Annotated in this window: 12 protein-coding genes and 2 rRNA genes; 8 read left to right on the top strand and 6 right to left on the bottom strand. The window is 53.3% G+C overall.

Features of this window, described 5'->3' with window-relative positions:
* The first annotated feature begins 112 nt into the window (after positions 1-112).
* The gene (gene nadB / locus OGV67_RS17695; RefSeq protein WP_012131208.1) at positions 113-1,735 is read left to right on the top strand and encodes an L-aspartate oxidase; all 1,623 of its coding nucleotides are present in this window, start codon (positions 113-115) and stop codon (positions 1,733-1,735) included.
* Here nadB and trmN read toward each other — a convergent pair.
* Positions 1,720-2,457, bottom strand: a complete 738-nt coding sequence (gene trmN / locus OGV67_RS17690) for a tRNA(1)(Val) (adenine(37)-N(6))-methyltransferase TrmN (RefSeq protein WP_115614548.1) — start codon at positions 2,455-2,457, stop codon at positions 1,720-1,722. The two genes, nadB and trmN, sit on opposite strands and share 16 nt — an antisense overlap.
* A gap of 131 nt (positions 2,458-2,588) precedes the next feature.
* On the opposite strand from trmN, the gene srmB reads away from it, so the two are divergent.
* Entirely contained in the window at positions 2,589-3,926 is a 1,338-nt protein-coding gene (srmB, locus tag OGV67_RS17685; protein WP_071258086.1) for an ATP-dependent RNA helicase SrmB, read from the top strand.
* A gap of 47 nt (positions 3,927-3,973) precedes the next feature.
* Here srmB and grcA read toward each other — a convergent pair whose 3' ends face one another.
* Positions 3,974-4,357, bottom strand: coding sequence for an autonomous glycyl radical cofactor GrcA (gene grcA, locus OGV67_RS17680; protein ID WP_012131205.1), 384 nt, complete (start codon positions 4,355-4,357; stop codon positions 3,974-3,976).
* A 318-nt stretch (positions 4,358-4,675) separates the two neighbouring features.
* Here grcA and ung point away from each other — a divergent pair, with 318 nt between their 5' ends.
* Entirely contained in the window at positions 4,676-5,365 is a 690-nt protein-coding gene (gene ung / locus OGV67_RS17675; protein WP_047461918.1) for a uracil-DNA glycosylase, read from the top strand.
* Positions 5,366-5,529: 164 nt separating this feature from the next.
* Here ung and OGV67_RS17670 read toward each other — a convergent pair whose 3' ends face one another.
* Complete coding sequence (locus OGV67_RS17670) at positions 5,530-6,576, bottom strand: tRNA/rRNA methyltransferase (protein WP_115625818.1); 1,047 nt, start codon at positions 6,574-6,576, stop codon at positions 5,530-5,532.
* 208 nt (positions 6,577-6,784) lie between these two features.
* Between OGV67_RS17670 and trxC the strand changes: the two genes are divergently transcribed.
* From trxC to OGV67_RS17640, 5 genes are all read left to right on the top strand, one after another.
* Positions 6,785-7,204 (top strand): thioredoxin TrxC, encoded by a 420-nt coding sequence (gene trxC, locus OGV67_RS17665; RefSeq protein WP_047461913.1) that lies wholly within the window; start codon positions 6,785-6,787, stop codon positions 7,202-7,204.
* A 69-nt stretch (positions 7,205-7,273) separates the two neighbouring features.
* Complete coding sequence (gene tapT, locus OGV67_RS17660) at positions 7,274-7,972, top strand: tRNA-uridine aminocarboxypropyltransferase (protein ID WP_115614547.1); 699 nt, start codon at positions 7,274-7,276, stop codon at positions 7,970-7,972.
* Positions 7,973-8,007: 35 nt separating this feature from the next.
* Positions 8,008-10,668 (top strand): bifunctional acetate--CoA ligase family protein/GNAT family N-acetyltransferase, encoded by a 2,661-nt coding sequence (locus OGV67_RS17655; protein WP_115614546.1) that lies wholly within the window; start codon positions 8,008-8,010, stop codon positions 10,666-10,668.
* Positions 10,669-10,782: 114 nt separating this feature from the next.
* Positions 10,783-12,138, top strand: a complete 1,356-nt coding sequence (pssA, locus tag OGV67_RS17645) for a CDP-diacylglycerol--serine O-phosphatidyltransferase (RefSeq protein WP_012131199.1) — start codon at positions 10,783-10,785, stop codon at positions 12,136-12,138.
* Between the two features lie 48 nt (positions 12,139-12,186).
* On the top strand, positions 12,187-12,510 hold the full coding sequence (locus tag OGV67_RS17640; protein ID WP_049010147.1) for a YfiM family lipoprotein: 324 nt from the start codon (positions 12,187-12,189) through the stop codon (positions 12,508-12,510).
* Here OGV67_RS17640 and OGV67_RS17635 read toward each other — a convergent pair.
* From OGV67_RS17635 to OGV67_RS17625, 3 genes are all read right to left on the bottom strand, one after another.
* Positions 12,507-13,805: an MFS transporter gene (locus OGV67_RS17635; RefSeq protein ID WP_024130104.1), complete on the bottom strand. Its 1,299-nt coding sequence runs from the start codon at positions 13,803-13,805 to the stop codon at positions 12,507-12,509. The two genes, OGV67_RS17640 and OGV67_RS17635, sit on opposite strands and share 4 nt — an antisense overlap.
* Positions 13,806-14,150: 345 nt before the next feature.
* Positions 14,151-14,266: ribosomal RNA gene (rrf, locus tag OGV67_RS17630) — 5S ribosomal RNA — on the bottom strand.
* A 95-nt stretch (positions 14,267-14,361) separates the two neighbouring features.
* Positions 14,362-17,267: ribosomal RNA gene (locus tag OGV67_RS17625) — 23S ribosomal RNA — on the bottom strand.
* Between the last annotated feature and the right edge of the window lie 116 nt (positions 17,268-17,383).

Genomic DNA, 17,383 nt, shown 5'->3' with positions numbered 1-17,383 from the left:
GAATTTTCCTTTAATGTTTAGCCATTGCAACACATTCAAAAATAAAACGTGCTGTATCGCGCAGTATGGTGCTATGCTGCCCAAACACTGTTTAGTAAATTAAACAAACGCTATGACTACGACTCCTGAACTTTCCTGTGACGTGCTGATTATTGGCAGCGGTGCTGCCGGACTCTCTCTGGCGCTGCGCCTGGCTGAAAAACATCAGGTGATTGTCCTGAGTAAAGGCCCGGTGAGCGAAGGCTCAACGTTTTATGCTCAGGGCGGCATTGCCGCCGTTTTCGACGAGACGGACAGTATCGATTCGCATGTTGAAGATACGCTGATCGCCGGGGCCGGTATTTGCGATCGCCACGCGGTGGAGTTTGTTGCCAGCAATGCCCGCTCTTGCGTACAGTGGCTTATCGATCAGGGTGTATTATTTGACACCCAGGTGCAACCGAACGGGGAAGAGAGCTACCATCTGACCCGTGAAGGTGGCCATAGCCATCGCCGTATCCTGCATGCGGCTGACGCCACCGGCAAAGAAGTGGAAACCACCCTGGTCAGCAAGGCGCAGAACCATCCGAATATTCGCGTACTGGAGCGGAGTAACGCCGTCGATCTGATCATCTCCGATAAAATCGGCCTGCCAGGAACACGCCGCGTCGTCGGCGCCTGGATCTGGAATCGGAATAAAGAGTCGGTCGAAACATGTCACGCGAAGTCAGTCGTTCTGGCGACAGGCGGGGCATCGAAAGTGTATCAGTACACCACCAACCCGGATATCTCTTCCGGCGACGGTATCGCGATGGCCTGGCGCGCCGGGTGCCGCGTCGCGAATCTTGAATTTAATCAGTTCCACCCTACCGCGCTGTACCATCCTCAGGCACGAAACTTTCTGCTGACGGAAGCGCTGCGTGGCGAAGGAGCGCATCTCAAGCGCCCGGACGGCACGCGCTTTATGCCTGATGTTGATGAGCGTGGCGAACTGGCTCCGCGCGATATCGTCGCCCGCGCCATTGACCACGAAATGAAGCGTCTCGGCGCAGACTGCATGTTCCTCGACATCAGCCATAAACCGGAAGCATTTGTCCGTCAGCACTTCCCAATGATTTATGAAAAATTGCTGGGGTTGGGAATCGATCTGACTAAAGAGCCGGTTCCGGTCGTACCAGCCGCCCACTACACCTGCGGCGGCGTGATGGTCGACGATTTTGGCCGAACCGATGTGGACGGTCTGTATGCCATTGGCGAAGTAAGCTATACCGGCCTGCACGGTGCGAATCGCATGGCGTCCAATTCCCTGTTGGAGTGTCTGGTGTATGGCTGGTCAGCGGCAGAAGATATCGACAGACGTATGCCGTATGCCCGTAGCGTTAGTACGCTTCCGGCCTGGGATGAAAGTCGCGTTGAAAACCCGGATGAGCTGGTCGTGATCCAGCATAACTGGCATGAGCTACGTCTGTTTATGTGGGACTATGTCGGCATTGTGCGCACCACCAAACGTCTGGAGCGCGCCCTGCGACGCATTACGATGCTGCAACAGGAAATCGACGAATATTACGCTAACTTCCGCGTATCGAATAATCTGCTGGAGCTGCGCAACCTGGTGCAGGTCGCGGAACTGATTGTGCGCTGCGCGATGATGCGTAAAGAGAGCCGTGGCCTGCACTACACGCTGGATTACCCCGCATTGCTGCCGGAATCCGGCCCGTCGGTGCTTTCGCCGCTCAACGCTTACATGAACAAATAAAACGCCTGGGTCAGCGCCGTGTACCCTTCAGAGTAAAGCTGGTCTGGCCCACGAATCACCAGGCGATCGCTAAAGCATTCCCCCGTTCGCGGGGAAAATGCCAACAGTACCCGATGAGGCAATCGCGACTCCGTTTCGGCTACGTCGGTACGTAAACGCAAATGCCAGCCCATGCTTAACGCCTGCTGTGTGAAGATGTTGCCAGTCTGTTCCGGCAGCACCACGCAGAAGAATCCCTCTTCCGTAATACATTCAGCCGCGGTGGTAAGTAACGCTTCGTGATTGAGCGTGGTGGTATAACGCGCCTGCTCTCGCTGCGGTGTTGCGCATTCCACCCCTTGTTCATAATAAGGCGGGTTGCTGATGATAAGATCAAAGCGCGCGGTCTGGCGCGGCACCCACTGCCGGACATCTTCCGTATGCACCGTTATCCGCTGCGGCCACGGTGAGTGGGTGATATTCTCCTGCGCCTGCGTCGCCGCTTCGCTGTCCAGCTCAACGGCATCAATGGTGACGCTTTCGTCGGTACGCTGCGCCAACATCAGCGCCAGCAGACCGCTGCCGGTACCAATATCAAGGATCCGCGTTACGCCTGCGACTGGTGCCCATGCTCCCAATAAAATACCATCAGTACCGACTTTCATCGCGCAGCGATCGTGCGCCACAAAAAACTGCTTAAAGGTAAATCCATTACGACGAAGTGTGGATGTAGACTGGGACATGAAAGAACAACCTTCCTGGAAAAACGGCAATAGCGTAGGGTGAAAACAATACCTGAGAAGCGATATCCATACAAACAGATGAAGATTGCAGCCGTAACGTCTATAATCAGCGCCCCACACAGAGGTAGAACATGACTGTAACGACTTTTTCCGAACTTGAACTCGATGAAAGCCTGCTGGATGCCCTCCAGGATAAAGGCTTTACTCGCCCGACCGCCATTCAGGCTGCCGCCATTCCGCCTGCGCTCGATGGGCGTGATGTACTCGGTTCTGCGCCGACAGGCACCGGTAAAACGGCGGCATACCTGCTGCCAGCGTTGCAGCACCTGCTCGACTTCCCGCGTAAAAAATCCGGTCCGCCGCGTATTCTGATCCTTACGCCGACCCGCGAACTGGCGATGCAGGTTGCCGATCACGCCCGTGAACTGGCGAAACACACCCATCTGGATATTGCGACAATCACCGGCGGCGTGGCTTATATGAACCATGCCGAGGTGTTCAGCGAGAACCAGGATATTGTGGTCGCCACCACGGGTCGCCTGCTGCAATATATTAAAGAAGAAAACTTTGACTGCCGCGCGGTTGAAACGCTGATTCTTGATGAAGCCGACCGTATGCTGGACATGGGCTTCGCCCAGGATATCGAGCATATCGCAGGTGAAACCCGCTGGCGCAAACAGACCATGCTGTTCTCCGCTACGCTGGAAGGCGGCGCGATTAACGATTTTGCTGAACGTCTGCTGGAAGATCCGGTCGAGGTCTCAGCGACCCCGTCTACCCGCGAACGCAAAAAGATTCATCAATGGTACTACCGTGCCGATGACATCCAGCACAAAACGGCTTTGCTGGTACACCTGTTAAAACAACCTGAAGCCACCCGTTCTATCGTCTTCGTGCGTAAACGTGAGCGTGTACATGAGCTGGCAGGCTGGCTGCGCGAAGCAGGCATCAATAACTGCTATCTCGAAGGCGAGATGGTACAGGGTAAGCGTAACGAAGCGATCAAACGTCTGACCGATGGCCGCGTGAACGTGCTGATCGCGACCGACGTCGCCGCTCGCGGGATTGATATCCCTGATGTAAGCCATGTTTTTAACTTCGATATGCCACGCAGCAGCGATACCTATCTGCACCGTATCGGCCGTACCGGACGTGCAGGGCGTAAAGGAACGGCGATTTCCCTGGTAGAAGCGCATGACCATCTGCTGCTGGGAAAAGTGGGTCGCTATATTGAAGAGACGCTGAAAGCGCGCGTCATTGATGAATTGCGTCCAACCACTCGTGCGCCGAGCGAAAAACTGACCGGCAAGCCGTCCAAGAAAGTGCTGGCTAAACGTGCTGAGAAGAAAAAACAAGAAAAAGAGAAGCCGCGCGTGAAGAAACGTCACCGTGATACCAAAAACATTGGTAAACGCCGCAAGCCTGCTGGTACGGGTACGGACGCGCAGGAGCAGTCCAACGAAGAGTAAAAAAAACGCCGGGGGCTAACCCGGCGTTTTTATGTTATCAGTCAGCCTTACAGGCTTTCAGTAAAGGTACGAGCGATAACGTCGCGCTGCTGTTCCGGCGTCAGGGAGTTAAAACGCACGGCATAGCCAGAAACACGGATGGTCAGCTGCGGATATTTTTCCGGGTGCTTAACGGCATCTTCCAGCGTTTCGCGACGCAGAACGTTAACGTTCAGGTGCTGACCGCCTTCAACGCGAACTTCCGGTTTTACTTCCATCGGAATTTCACGGTATTCGATTTCACCCAGTTTGTTCACTGCAACCACTTCATCTTCGGCAAAACCGGCTTTCGCTGCGATGCAACGTGCTTCGCCTTTTTCGCTGTCCAGCAACCAGAAAGAATTCAGCAGGTCGTCGTTAGCGGCTTTAGTAATCTGGATACCTGTAATCATGTGATGCCTCCCCGGCAAAAGTGTTTGATTATGATCGGCCTGTTCGCGGCCAATTGGTAAAACCATTGTTGCTTGAGTGTATATATACCCCTCACACACCCTTGATTCTTTGATTTAAATCAACAAAAACCACACCGCAAAGAGGGTGTTGTATGGAATTTATTGTTTTACATCAACTTACGCTATATCCACACATAAACTTTTTACATAAATTTTCAACTATCTTTAAGGGGTAGCCGGGTTTGTGACGCACGCGATTTTGCACCATAGAAATAAGCAGTTAAGCTATGCAGATTGAAAAATTCGCAGGAGAGCGAGATGGCCACCGATTTAACCTGGCACGATGTGCTGGCAGATGAGAAGCAGCAGCCCTATTTTGTTAACACACTCCATACCGTTGCGGGCGAACGTCAGTCAGGAATGACAGTCTATCCTCCACAGAAGGATGTATTTAACGCGTTTCGCTTCACTGAACTCGGTGATGTCAAAGTGGTGATTCTGGGGCAAGACCCTTATCACGGCCCTGGGCAGGCGCATGGTCTGGCGTTTTCTGTTCGTCCGGGTATTGCCACACCGCCTTCTCTGCTGAACATGTATAAAGAACTGGAAACGTCCATACCGGGCTTTACCCGCCCTGCTCATGGGTATCTGGAGAGCTGGGCGCGTCAGGGGGTATTGTTATTAAATACCGTGCTGACCGTCCGCGCAGGCCAGGCGCATTCTCACGCCAGTCTGGGATGGGAAACCTTTACAGACAAAGTGATCAGCCTTGTTAACGAACATCGTGAAGGGGTCGTCTTTTTACTCTGGGGTTCGCACGCACAAAAGAAAGGGGCGATTATCGATCGCCAGCGCCATTACGTGTTGAGAGCGCCGCATCCGTCGCCGTTGTCGGCACATCGGGGATTCTTTGGCTGTAACCATTTTGTATTGGCGAATCAGTGGCTGGAGCAGCACGGCGAGAAGCCGATTGACTGGATGCCGGTATTACCGGCAGAGAGCGAATAAGTTTTTGCTTTGCGCCGGGTGGCGGCTTCGCCTTACCCGGCCTACGAATCATTACCGCAGGCCCGGATAAGCGCAGCGCCATCAGGCGTTTACGCCGAGTACCCGGCCTACGAATCATTGCCGTAGGCCTGATAAGCGCAGCGCCATCAGGCACTTACACCTGATTATGCTTTATTCTGACGCCACCATTCGCCCAGCAATACGCCGGTTGCGACAGAGACGTTGAGATTTTCAACATTTCCGGTGCCATCAATTTTCACGCACAGATCGCCAGGTTCACGCGCGGCTTCCGGCAGGGACTCCAGCTCACGCCCTAACACCAGCACCATTTTCGCTGGCAGCGCCGTACTAAACAACGGCTTGCCCTGATCGCTGGATGTGGTGACGATCGTATAACCCGCCTGACGGAAATCATCCAGCACATCCACAATGCTGTCGCCCGTGATCGGCTGAACATGCTCCGCGCCGCCTTCCGCCGTACGGATCGCCGCACCGGATTCAAGAAGCGCCGCGTCCTGTACCACCACACCTTTTACGCCAAAGTGCGCACAGCTACGCATCATGCCGCCAAGGTTGTGCGGGTTAGCCACATCTTCCAGCGCCAGTACGCAATCCTGCGCGTCCGCCTGGCTTACCCACTGCTTAACGGTCGTACCGTTACGCTTTTTAATCAGGAAACAAACGCCGCCGTGGTGCTCAGTTCCAGAGGCTTTCGCCAGTTCAGCTTCATCCACAACGTGGTACGCTTTGCGGTTAGCCGCCATCCAGCGTAACGCTTCTTTAAAGCGAGGGGTCACGCTCTGAATGAACCATGCGCGGACAATCGCATCCGGGCGACTCTGGAACAGGGCCTGACAGGCATTTTCGCCGTAGACACGGGTCTCTTCCGCACGCTGGCGACGTAAAACTTCAGGGTCGATAAAACTTTTACCGCTGATTCCACCGTGATCGGCTTTCTCAGGCGTTTCATCGCCTGGCGCACGGGAAACGGTACGCCACGGTGAGTCTTCACGCTTACGATCGCGAATCTGACCGCTTCTTTCATCACGAGCATCGCGGGCGGGGCGACGGCCACCGTCAGTACGAGACTTTCCTGGACGGCCTCCCCCTTTCCCGGTACGCGGGTTATGGGTGCGTTTATCAGAGTCATCATCACTGCGGACATACATCACTTTGACCTTGCCGCTTTTGTTCTTTAATTCATCGTTCATGCTTTTCTCCACCAGCGCTGCGCGAAGCGCGAAGATTACCCGATGTGCACCCGGTTAGCCATTATTTCATTTAAAAGCTAATGACTATTGTACTCATTGAATAAAACACATTGTTGTTTAAAACAGTCTCATCGATAATATGTAACATATTGGAAACATATCGGCGTGATTGCCGGAAAAGTCTACCCTACTCATCCAGAGGTTAGTTATGAATACCGTTTGTACCAGCTGCCAGGCAATCAACCGCATTCCCGATGATCGTATTCAGGATGCGGCAAAATGTGGACGCTGTGGTCACGACCTGTTCGATGGAGAGGTGATTAATGCGACCGGTGAAACGCTGGATAAGCTGCTGAAAGACGATCTCCCTGTGGTGGTCGATTTCTGGGCGCCGTGGTGCGGCCCATGCCGTAACTTTGCCCCGATTTTTGAAGATGTCGCGGAAGAGCGCAGCGGTAAGGTGCGTTTTGTGAAAGTTAACACAGAAGCGGAACGTGAACTCAGCGCCCGTTTCGGTATCCGAAGCATCCCGACCATCATGATCTTTAAGAACGGCGAAGTCATCGACATGTTAAATGGCGCAGTTCCTAAAGCGCCATTTGACAGCTGGCTGAACGAATCGCTGTAATCTCCACGGGGCGCATCTTGTGCCCCGTTTTCACCTCTGCGACAATAGCGTTTTTCACTGTATTCTTCCATGACTGATAACGCTGTTCTCCAGTTACGCGCCGAACGCCTCGCACGCGCCACGCGTCCTTTTCTTGCCAGAGGAAACCGCATTCGTCGCTGTCAGCGCTGTCTGCTCCCGTTGAAACTCTGCCTGTGCGATACGCTCTCGCCTTCTCAGGCGACAAGCCGTTTTTGTCTGGTGATGTTTGATACCGAGCCAATGAAACCCAGCAATACGGGGCGTCTGATTGCCGATATTCTGCCGGATACAACGGCCTTTCAATGGTCGCGTACCGAACCGCCGCAGGCGCTGCTCGATCTGGTTAACAACCCGGATTATCAGCCGATGGTCGTATTCCCCGCCTCCTATGCCGGGGAAGAACGCGAGGTCATTTTCACGCCACCAGCCGGAAAACCGCCGCTGTTTATCATGCTCGACGGCACCTGGCCGGAAGCGCGCAAAATGTTCCGTAAAAGCCCTTATCTCGATAACCTGCCGGTTATTTCCGTTGATTTATCGCGTCTTTCCGCCTATCACCTGCGAGAAGTTCATGCCGAAGGGCAGTATTGCACTGCCGAAGTGGCAATAGCGCTGCTGGATCTGGCGGGCGACACGGCCGCGGCAACCCATTTAGGCGATCACTTCTCACGCTTTAAAACGCGCTATCTGGCAGGAAAAACGCAACATCAGGGAAGCGTCACAACAGGAACAGCAGAAAGCGTTTAAAATCATTCGGTCACTTCTGCGTAAGGGAGATCGGCATGAGTCAGAGAGGACTGGAAGCACTACTGCGACCAAAATCGATAGCGGTGCTAGGGGCGTCGATGAAGCCCAATCGCGCAGGTTACCTGATGATGCGTAACCTGCTGGCAGGAGGCTTTAATGGCCCGGTATTACCTGTAACGCCCGCATGGAAAGCCGTCTTAGGCGTCCTGGCCTGGCCCGACGTCGCCAGTTTGCCTTTTACACCGGATCTCGCCGTTCTGTGCACCAACGCCAGCCGTAATATCGCGTTGCTGGAGGCGCTGGGGGAAAAAGGCTGTAAAACCTGCATTATTTTGTCGGCGCCCGCAGCGCAGCACGCTGAACTTCTGGCATGTGCCCAACGCTATAAAATGCGACTACTCGGCCCAAACAGCCTGGGTTTACTCGCCCCCTGGCAAGGGCTTAACGCCAGTTTCTCTCCGGTTCCGATCAAACGTGGAAAACTCGCGTTTATTTCGCAATCCGCCGCCGTCTCCAATACGATTCTCGACTGGGCGCAACAGCGGGAGATGGGCTTTTCTTATTTTATCGCGCTTGGCGACAGTCTGGACATTGATGTTGATGAACTGCTGGATTATCTGGCGCGCGACAGTAAAACCAGCGCCATTTTGCTCTATCTCGAACATCTGAGCGACGCGCGGCGCTTTGTCTCCGCCGCCCGTAGCGCATCGCGAAATAAACCCATTCTGGTGATTAAAAGCGGTCGCAGCCCGGCGGCGCAACGTTTGTTAAATACCAGTGTCGGCATGGACCCGGCATGGGATGCCGCCATCCAGCGTGCGGGGCTTTTACGCGTGCAGGATACTCACGAACTCTTCTCGGCGGTCGAAACGCTGAGTCATATGCGGCCATTACGTGGCGACAGGTTGATGATCATCAGCAATGGCGCTGCGCCCGCCGCGCTGGCGCTGGATGAGCTGTGGTCGCGCAACGGCAAACTCGCCACCCTGAGCGAAGAGATCCGACTTAAGCTAAGCGAAGCGCTACCTGCTCACGTCGATATCGCCAACCCGCTGGATTTGCGTGATGATGCCAGCTGTGAACACTACGTCAAAACGCTGAATATCTTACTCGCCAGCCAGGATTTTGATGCGCTGATGGTGATCCACTCACCCAGCGCCGCCGCACCAGGCACCGAAAGCGCGCACGCGCTCATTGAAGCGATGAAACATCATCCCAGAGGGAAATTCGTCACCTTACTCACCAACTGGTGCGGCGAGTTTTCCTCTCAGGAAGCCCGCAAAATGTTCAGTGAAGCGGGATTACCTACCTATCGAACACCGGAAGGCACCATCACTGCCTTTATGCACATGGTGGAATACCGGCGTAACCAGAAGCAATTACGGGAAACCCCGGTGTTGCCAGGCAACCTGACCTCAGACACGGCTCAAGCGCATAACCTGTTACAGCAGGCGATTGCAGAGGGCGCAACATCGCTGGATACCCATGAAGTTCAGCCCATCCTGCAGGCGTATGGGTTACACACGCTTCCCACCTGGATTGCTGGCGACAGCGCGGAAGCAGTGCATATCGCCGAGCAAATTGGCTACCCGGTAGCGTTAAAACTGCGTTCGCCGGATATTCCGCATAAATCGGAAGTTCAGGGGGTAATGCTCTATCTGCGCACGGCAACGGAAGTTCAGCAAGCCGCGAATGCCATTTTCGATCGTGTAAAAATGGCCTGGCCTCAGGCGCGCATTCACGGTCTGTTAGTCCAGAGTATGGCGAACCGTGCCGGCGCGCAGGAACTTCGCGTCGTCGTCGAACACGACCCGGTCTTTGGGCCGCTGATTATGCTTGGCGAAGGCGGCGTAGAGTGGCGACCCGAAGAGCAGGCCGTCGTCGCGCTGCCGCCGTTAAACATGAATCTGGCGCGCTATTTGGTTATTCAGGGAATCAAAAGTAAAAAAATTCGTGGCCGGAGCGCGCTACGCCCGCTGGATATCACAGGGTTAAGCCAGCTGCTGGTACAGGTCTCGAACCTGATTGTCGATTGCCCGGAAATTCAGCGTCTGGATATCCATCCCTTGCTGGCTTCTGCTGGCGAGTTTACCGCGCTGGACGTCACGCTGGATATCGCCCCTTATGATGGCGACAACGAGAGCCGACTCGCTATTCGCCCCTATCCGCAGCAGCTTGAAGAGTGGGTTGAGATGAAAAACGGCGAACGTTGCCTGTTTCGCCCTATCCTGCCGGAAGATGAGCCTTATCTACAGCAGTTCATTTCTCAGGTGACAAAAGAGGATTTGTATTACCGTTATTTTAGCGAGATCAATGAATTTACTCATGAAGATTTAGCCAACATGACGCAGATCGACTACGATCGGGAAATGGCATTTGTTGCCGTGCGCCGTATTGATCAAACTGAAGAGATCCTCGGGGTAACGCGCGCTATCTCCGACCCGGATAACATTGATGCAGAATTTGCCGTGCTGGTTCGCTCAGATCTCAAAGGGTTAGGATTAGGCCGGCGATTAATGGAAAAATTGATTGCTTATACCCGAGATCACGGACTGAGACGCCTGAATGGCATTACGATGCCAAACAATCGCGGCATGGTGGCACTGGCCCGAAAGCTCGGGTTTGATGTTGATATCCAGCTCGAAGAGGGGATTGTTGGGCTGACGCTGAATCTGGCCCAATACGAGGAATCGTGAGTAAGGTACTGGAAATGTTGACCACTTTAACGGGTACTGGTGTTATCATTGCTCGCTTATGTCGTCTGCATAGCACAGAGGACCCTTCAATGAACAGAGAAGAAATGCACTGTGATGTTGTCAAAATTTAAGCGTAATAAACATCAACAACACCTTGCCCAACTACCTAAGATCTCTCAGCCAGTTGATGATGTAGATTTCTTTTATGCTCCCGCTAATTTCAGGGAGACTCTGCTGGAGAAGATAGCCAGCGCGACGCAGCGTATTTGCATTATTGCCCTGTATCTTGAACAGGATGACGGCGGCAAGGGCATACTCGACGCGCTCTATGAGGCTAAACGGCAGCGTCCTGAGCTGGATGTTCGGGTACTTGTCGACTGGCATCGCGCTCAGCGTGGACGTATTGGCGCAGCCGCGTCTAATACCAACGCTGACTGGTATTGCCGAATGGCGCAAGAAAACCCAGGCATCGATATTCCTGTCTACGGCGTGCCGATTAACACGCGTGAAGCGCTTGGCGTACTGCATTTTAAAGGCTTTATCATTGATGATAGCGTCCTTTACAGCGGTGCCAGCCTGAACGACGTCTATCTGCATCAGCATGATAAATATCGTTATGATCGTTACCAGTTGATTCGTAATGCAAAGATGGCCGACATCATGTATGAGTGGGTCACGCAGAATCTGCTTAACGGTCGCGGCGTAAATCGCCTGGACAGTGCCCAGCGTCCGAAAAGCCCGGAGATTAAAAACGACATTCGTTTGTATCGCCAGGAATTGCGCGATGCGTCATACCATTTCCAGGGCGATGCCGACAACGAGCAACTTTCCGTTACACCACTGGTTGGGCTGGGAAAATCGAGCCTGCTGAACAAGACCATTTTCCATCTTATGCCCTGCGCAGAGCATAAGCTCACAATTTGCACACCTTATTTCAACTTGCCTGCGCTGTTGGTTCGTAACATCATCCAACTGCTGCGCGAAGGGAAAAAGGTTGAGATTATCGTGGGTGATAAAACCGCCAACGACTTTTATATCCCTGAGGATGAGCCGTTTAAAATCATCGGCGCGCTTCCCTATCTCTACGAGATTAACCTGCGTCGCTTCCTCAGCCGCTTGCAGTATTACGTCAACACCGATCAGCTCGTAGTGCGTTTGTGGAAAGATGACGACAATACTTATCACCTGAAAGGAATGTGGGTTGATGATAAGTGGATGCTGCTCACCGGGAACAACCTTAACCCGCGAGCATGGCGTCTGGATCTGGAAAACGCAATTCTGATTCACGATCCAAAACAGGAACTTGCTCCCCAGAGAGAGAAAGAGCTGGAGCTTATCCGCACTCACACCACGGTTGTTAAGCATTACCGCGATCTACAAAGCATCGCTGACTATCCGGTCAAAGTCCGTAAGCTCATCCGCAGACTCCGTCGTATTCGAATCGACAGATTAATCAGCCGTATTCTGTAAATCAAAAAGCCCCGTCCCTGCGACGGGGTTTTTCCTGTGAGGGTCACGGTGCGTTTCCTTATACTTTTTGGCATGTTGTTGCTCTCAGGCTGTAGCCATATGTCCAATGACAGCTGGAGCGGGCAGGATAAAGCGCAACACTTCATTGCATCAGCCATGCTTTCCGCCGCCGGGAATGAGTATGCCCGGCATCAGGGAATGAGCCACGATCGCAGTGCAACCGTTGGGCTGCTGTTCTCCATTAGTCTCGGTGCGTCAAAAGAGATGTGGGACAGCCGCCCCGGAGGGAGCGGCTGGAGCTGGAAAGACTTCGCCTGGGATGTTGCAGGCGCAACCACAGGTTACGCCGTCTGGCAAATGGCGCGGAACTAGAGACGTAACCCTTTTCCCTTGCGGTGCAGCATCAGCGACACCAGAAATGCCACGATAGCCATAATGGTCACATACCAGAAGAATGATGTCTCCATACCAACGGACTTCAGAGACAGCGCAACATATTCCGCAGAGCCGCCGAACAGCGCATTCGCCACCGCATAGGAAAGCCCTACCCCCAATGCCCGCACCTGGGCAGGAAACATTTCCGCCTTCAGGATCCCACTGATTGAGGTGTAGAAACTCACGATCAACAGGGCGCACATCACCAACCCAAAGGCTGCGTAAGGTGAAGTGACATTCTGTAATGCTGACAGAATAGGTACGGTAAATAGCGCAGCCAGAGCGCCAAAGCAGAGCATTGATGTCCGTCGGCCGATTTTATCTGAAAGGGCGCCAAACAGGGGTTGAATTATCATGTAGACAAACAGTGCTGCCGTCATGATTCCGCTGGCGACATTGGCATGCATACCGGCGGTATTCACCAGATACTTCTGCATATAGGTTGTGAAGGTATAGAAACACAACGAACCCGCAGCGGTAAATCCCAGTACCATGATAAACGCTTTACGGTTACGCCATAGTCCTTTGAGCGATCCAGCCTCTTTCAGCGCGCGGGTTTCTTGTTTTGAGGTTTCATCCAACTGTCGACGCAACCAAAGCGCGACAACGGCCAGTACGGCGCCCAATGCAAAAGGAATACGCCATCCCCATTCTCTGAGGGAAGATTCCTCCAGCGTTTGCTGCAAGATAACCACAACCAGCAGTGCCAGTAACTGACCGCCGATCAGAGTGACATACTGGAACGATGCATAAAAACCTTTGCGGCCTTCAACAGCTACCTCACTCATATAGGTCGCACTGGTTCCGTATTCTCCTCCAACAGACAGCCCCTGAAACAGACGAGCCAACAGCAGAAGAGCCGGAGCCCAGGTGCCGATCGTGGCATACCCCGGCAGGCAGGCAATGACTAACGAGCCCATACACATCATGCAAACAGAGAGAAGCATTGATTTCTTACGACCATGCTTATCGGCAATCCGACCAAAAAGCCAGCCGCCAATGGGACGCATCAGGAAGCCTGCGGCGAAAACCCCGGCTGTCTGTAAAAGCTGAGTGGTGGTATTTCCCGAAGGAAAAAAGATGTGCGCAAAGTAGAGAGAGCAGAAGGAATAGACATAGAAATCAAACCACTCGACCAGATTCCCTGATGATGCCCCCACAATTGCCCATACGCGACGACGGGTGTCACTGCTTGCCAGCGACCCGTTTACAGTTACACTGCTTTCAGTCATTAGAAATATACTCCCGCCAAAGATCCACCCGAGCTCGTCGGTGCTTTTCACTGTCTTTTTTAGTGAATGAAATGTTATATAATTGTTATTATTTATTTTGTGACAGAGATCGATATTTTAGTTAGCAGGAAAACGATTTAGGAGTATACGGAGGGAATAGTCATCCGGCAGAACAGCGCATATATGCCGGATGGCGGTGTGAACACCTTATCCGGCCTGTAAAAACATCCCGGGTATTTTGCACACAGTCTGTAGGCCGGATAAGGCGCGGCCGCCATCCGGATGCACCCGGACGCATGAACGCAAAAAGGCCATCCCTCAGGATGGCCTCTTCACTTAATTAATGCCTGGCAGTTCCCTACTCTCGCATGGGGAGACCCCACACTACCATCGGCGCTACGGCGTTTCACTTCTGAGTTCGGCATGGGGTCAGGTGGGACCACCGCGCTACGGCCGCCAGGCAAATTCTGTTCGTCTAATGCCTCCGGCATTAAACACTAATCTGTAATCAGGCTGAAAATCGTCTCTCAAATCGCCAAAACATCTTCGGCGTTGTAAGGTTAAGCCTCACGGTTCATTAGTACCGGTTAGCTCAACGCATCGCTGCGCTTACACACCCGGCCTATCAACGTCGTCGTCTTCAACGTTCCTTCAGGACTCTCAAGGAGTCAGGGAGAACTCATCTCGGGGCAAGTTTCGTGCTTAGATGCTTTCAGCACTTATCTCTTCCGCATTTAGCTACCGGGCAGTGCCATTGGCATGACAACCCGAACACCAGTGATGCGTCCACTCCGGTCCTCTCGTACTAGGAGCAGCCCCCCTCAGTTCTCCAGCGCCCACGGCAGATAGGGACCGAACTGTCTCACGACGTTCTAAACCCAGCTCGCGTACCACTTTAAATGGCGAACAGCCATACCCTTGGGACCTACTTCAGCCCCAGGATGTGATGAGCCGACATCGAGGTGCCAAACACCGCCGTCGATATGAACTCTTGGGCGGTATCAGCCTGTTATCCCCGGAGTACCTTTTATCCGTTGAGCGATGGCCCTTCCATTCAGAACCACCGGATCACTATGACCTGCTTTCGCACCTGCTCGCGCCGTCACGCTCGCAGTCAAGCCAGCTTATGCCATTGCACTAACCTCCTGATGTCCGACCAGGATTAGCTGACCTTCGTGCTCCTCCGTTACTCTTTAGGAGGAGACCGCCCCAGTCAAACTACCCACCAGACACTGTCCGCAACCCGGATTACGGGCCCACGTTAGAACACCAGCCATTAAAGGGTGGTATTTCAAGGGCGGCTCCATGCAGACTGGCGTCCACACTTCAAAGCCTCCCACCTATCCTACACATCAAGGACCAGTGTTCAGTGTCAAGCTATAGTAAAGGTTCACGGGGTCTTTCCGTCTTGCCGCGGGTACACTGCATCTTCACAGCGAGTTCAATTTCACTGAGTCTCGGGTGGAGACAGCCTGGCCATCATTACGCCATTCGTGCAGGTCGGAACTTACCCGACAAGGAATTTCGCTACCTTAGGACCGTTATAGTTACGGCCGCCGTTTACCGGGGCTTCGATCAAGAGCTTCTCCCGAGGGATAACCCCATCAATTAACCTTCCGGCACCGGGCAGGCGTCACACCGTATACGTCCACTTTCGTGTTTGCACAGTGCTGTGTTTTTAATAAACAGTTGCAGCCAGCTGGTATCTTCGACTGATTTCAGCTCCATGGGTAAACCACTTCACCTACATATCAGCGTGCCTTCTCCCGAAGTTACGGCACCATTTTGCCTAGTTCCTTCACCCGAGTTCTCTCAAGCGCCTTGGTATTCTCTACCTGACCACCTGTGTCGGTTTGGGGTACGATTTCGTGTTACCTGATGCTTAGAGGCTTTTCCTGGAAGCAGGGCATTTGTCACTTCAGCACCGTAGTGCCTCGTCATCACGCCTCAGTGTTAAAGTGCACCGGATTTGCCTGGAGCACACACCTACACGCTTAAACCGGGACAACCGTCGCCCGGCCGACATAGCCTTCTCCGTCCCCCCTTCGCAGTAACACCAAGTACAGGAATATTAACCTGTTTCCCATCGACTACGCCTTTCGGCCTCGCCTTAGGGGTCGACTCACCCTGCCCCGATTAACGTTGGACAGGAACCCTTGGTCTTCCGGCGAGCGGGCTTTTCACCCGCTTTATCGTTACTTATGTCAGCATTCGCACTTCTGATACCTCCAGCATGCCTCACAGCACACCTTCAACGGCTTACAGAACGCTCCCCTACCCAACAACGCATAAGCGTCGCTGCCGCAGCTTCGGTGCATGGTTTAGCCCCGTTACATCTTCCGCGCAGGCCGACTCGACCAGTGAGCTATTACGCTTTCTTTAAATGATGGCTGCTTCTAAGCCAACATCCTGGCTGTCTGGGCCTTCCCACATCGTTTCCCACTTAACCATGACTTTGGGACCTTAGCTGGCGGTCTGGGTTGTTTCCCTCTTCACGACGGACGTTAGCACCCGCCGTGTGTCTCCCGTGATAACATTCTCCGGTATTCGCAGTTTGCATCGGGTTGGTAAGCCGGGATGGCCCCCTAGCCGAAACAGTGCTCTACCCCCGGAGATGAATTCACGAGGCGCTACCTAAATAGCTTTCGGGGAGAACCAGCTATCTCCCGGTTTGATTGGCCTTTCACCCCCAGCCACAGGTCATCCGCTAATTTTTCAACATTAGTCGGTTCGGTCCTCCAGTTAGTGTTACCCAACCTTCAACCTGCCCATGGCTAGATCACCGGGTTTCGGGTCTATACCCTGCAACTTAACGCCCAGTTAAGACTCGGTTTCCCTTCGGCTCCCCTATTCGGTTAACCTTGCTACAGAATATAAGTCGCTGACCCATTATACAAAAGGTACGCAGTCACCCCATAAAGAGGCTCCCACTGCTTGTACGTACACGGTTTCAGGTTCTTTTTCACTCCCCTCGCCGGGGTTCTTTTCGCCTTTCCCTCACGGTACTGGTTCACTATCGGTCAGTCAGGAGTATTTAGCCTTGGAGGATGGTCCCCCCATATTCAGACAGGATACCACGTGTCCCGCCCTACTCATCGAGCTCACAGCCTGTGCGTTTTCGTGTACGGGACTTTCACCCTGTACCGTGCGACTTTCCAGACGCTTCCACTAACACACAAGCTGATTCAGGCTCTGGGCTCCTCCCCGTTCGCTCGCCGCTACTGAGGGAATCTCGGTTGATTTCTTTTCCTCGGGGTACTTAGATGTTTCAGTTCCCCCGGTTCGCCTCGTTAGCCTATGTATTCAGCTAACGATAGTGTGACGAATCACACTGGGTTTCCCCATTCGGACATCGCCGGGTCAAGGGTTCATATCACCTCGCCGGCGCTTTTCGCAGATTAGCACGTCCTTCATCGCCTCTGACTGCCAGGGCATCCACCGTGTACGCTTGGTCGCTTAACCTCACAACCCGAAGATGTTTCGTGAAACACTTCGCGTTGCGAAAATTTGAGAGACTCATACACACTTTACGTGTGTCGTTTCAATTTTCAGCTTGATCCAGATTTTTAAAGAGCAAA

The organism is Citrobacter sp. CK188 (assembly GCF_030333525.1).
Lineage (GTDB): Bacteria > Pseudomonadota > Gammaproteobacteria > Enterobacterales > Enterobacteriaceae > Citrobacter_B > Citrobacter_B koseri.
This window is presented reverse-complemented; position numbering and strand designations above follow the sequence as displayed.

Coding starts and splice junctions, on each gene's coding strand:
- nadB (WP_012131208.1), top strand. CDS start 113: ATGACTACGACTCCTGAACTTTCCTGTGACGTGCTGATTATTGGCAGC.
- trmN (WP_115614548.1), bottom strand. CDS start 2,457: ATGTCCCAGTCTACATCCACACTTCGTCGTAATGGATTTACCTTTAAG.
- srmB (WP_071258086.1), top strand. CDS start 2,589: ATGACTGTAACGACTTTTTCCGAACTTGAACTCGATGAAAGCCTGCTG.
- grcA (WP_012131205.1), bottom strand. CDS start 4,357: ATGATTACAGGTATCCAGATTACTAAAGCCGCTAACGACGACCTGCTG.
- ung (WP_047461918.1), top strand. CDS start 4,676: ATGGCCACCGATTTAACCTGGCACGATGTGCTGGCAGATGAGAAGCAG.
- OGV67_RS17670 (WP_115625818.1), bottom strand. CDS start 6,576: ATGAACGATGAATTAAAGAACAAAAGCGGCAAGGTCAAAGTGATGTAT.
- trxC (WP_047461913.1), top strand. CDS start 6,785: ATGAATACCGTTTGTACCAGCTGCCAGGCAATCAACCGCATTCCCGAT.
- tapT (WP_115614547.1), top strand. CDS start 7,274: ATGACTGATAACGCTGTTCTCCAGTTACGCGCCGAACGCCTCGCACGC.
- OGV67_RS17655 (WP_115614546.1), top strand. CDS start 8,008: ATGAGTCAGAGAGGACTGGAAGCACTACTGCGACCAAAATCGATAGCG.
- pssA (WP_012131199.1), top strand. CDS start 10,783: ATGTTGTCAAAATTTAAGCGTAATAAACATCAACAACACCTTGCCCAA.
- OGV67_RS17635 (WP_024130104.1), bottom strand. CDS start 13,805: ATGACTGAAAGCAGTGTAACTGTAAACGGGTCGCTGGCAAGCAGTGAC.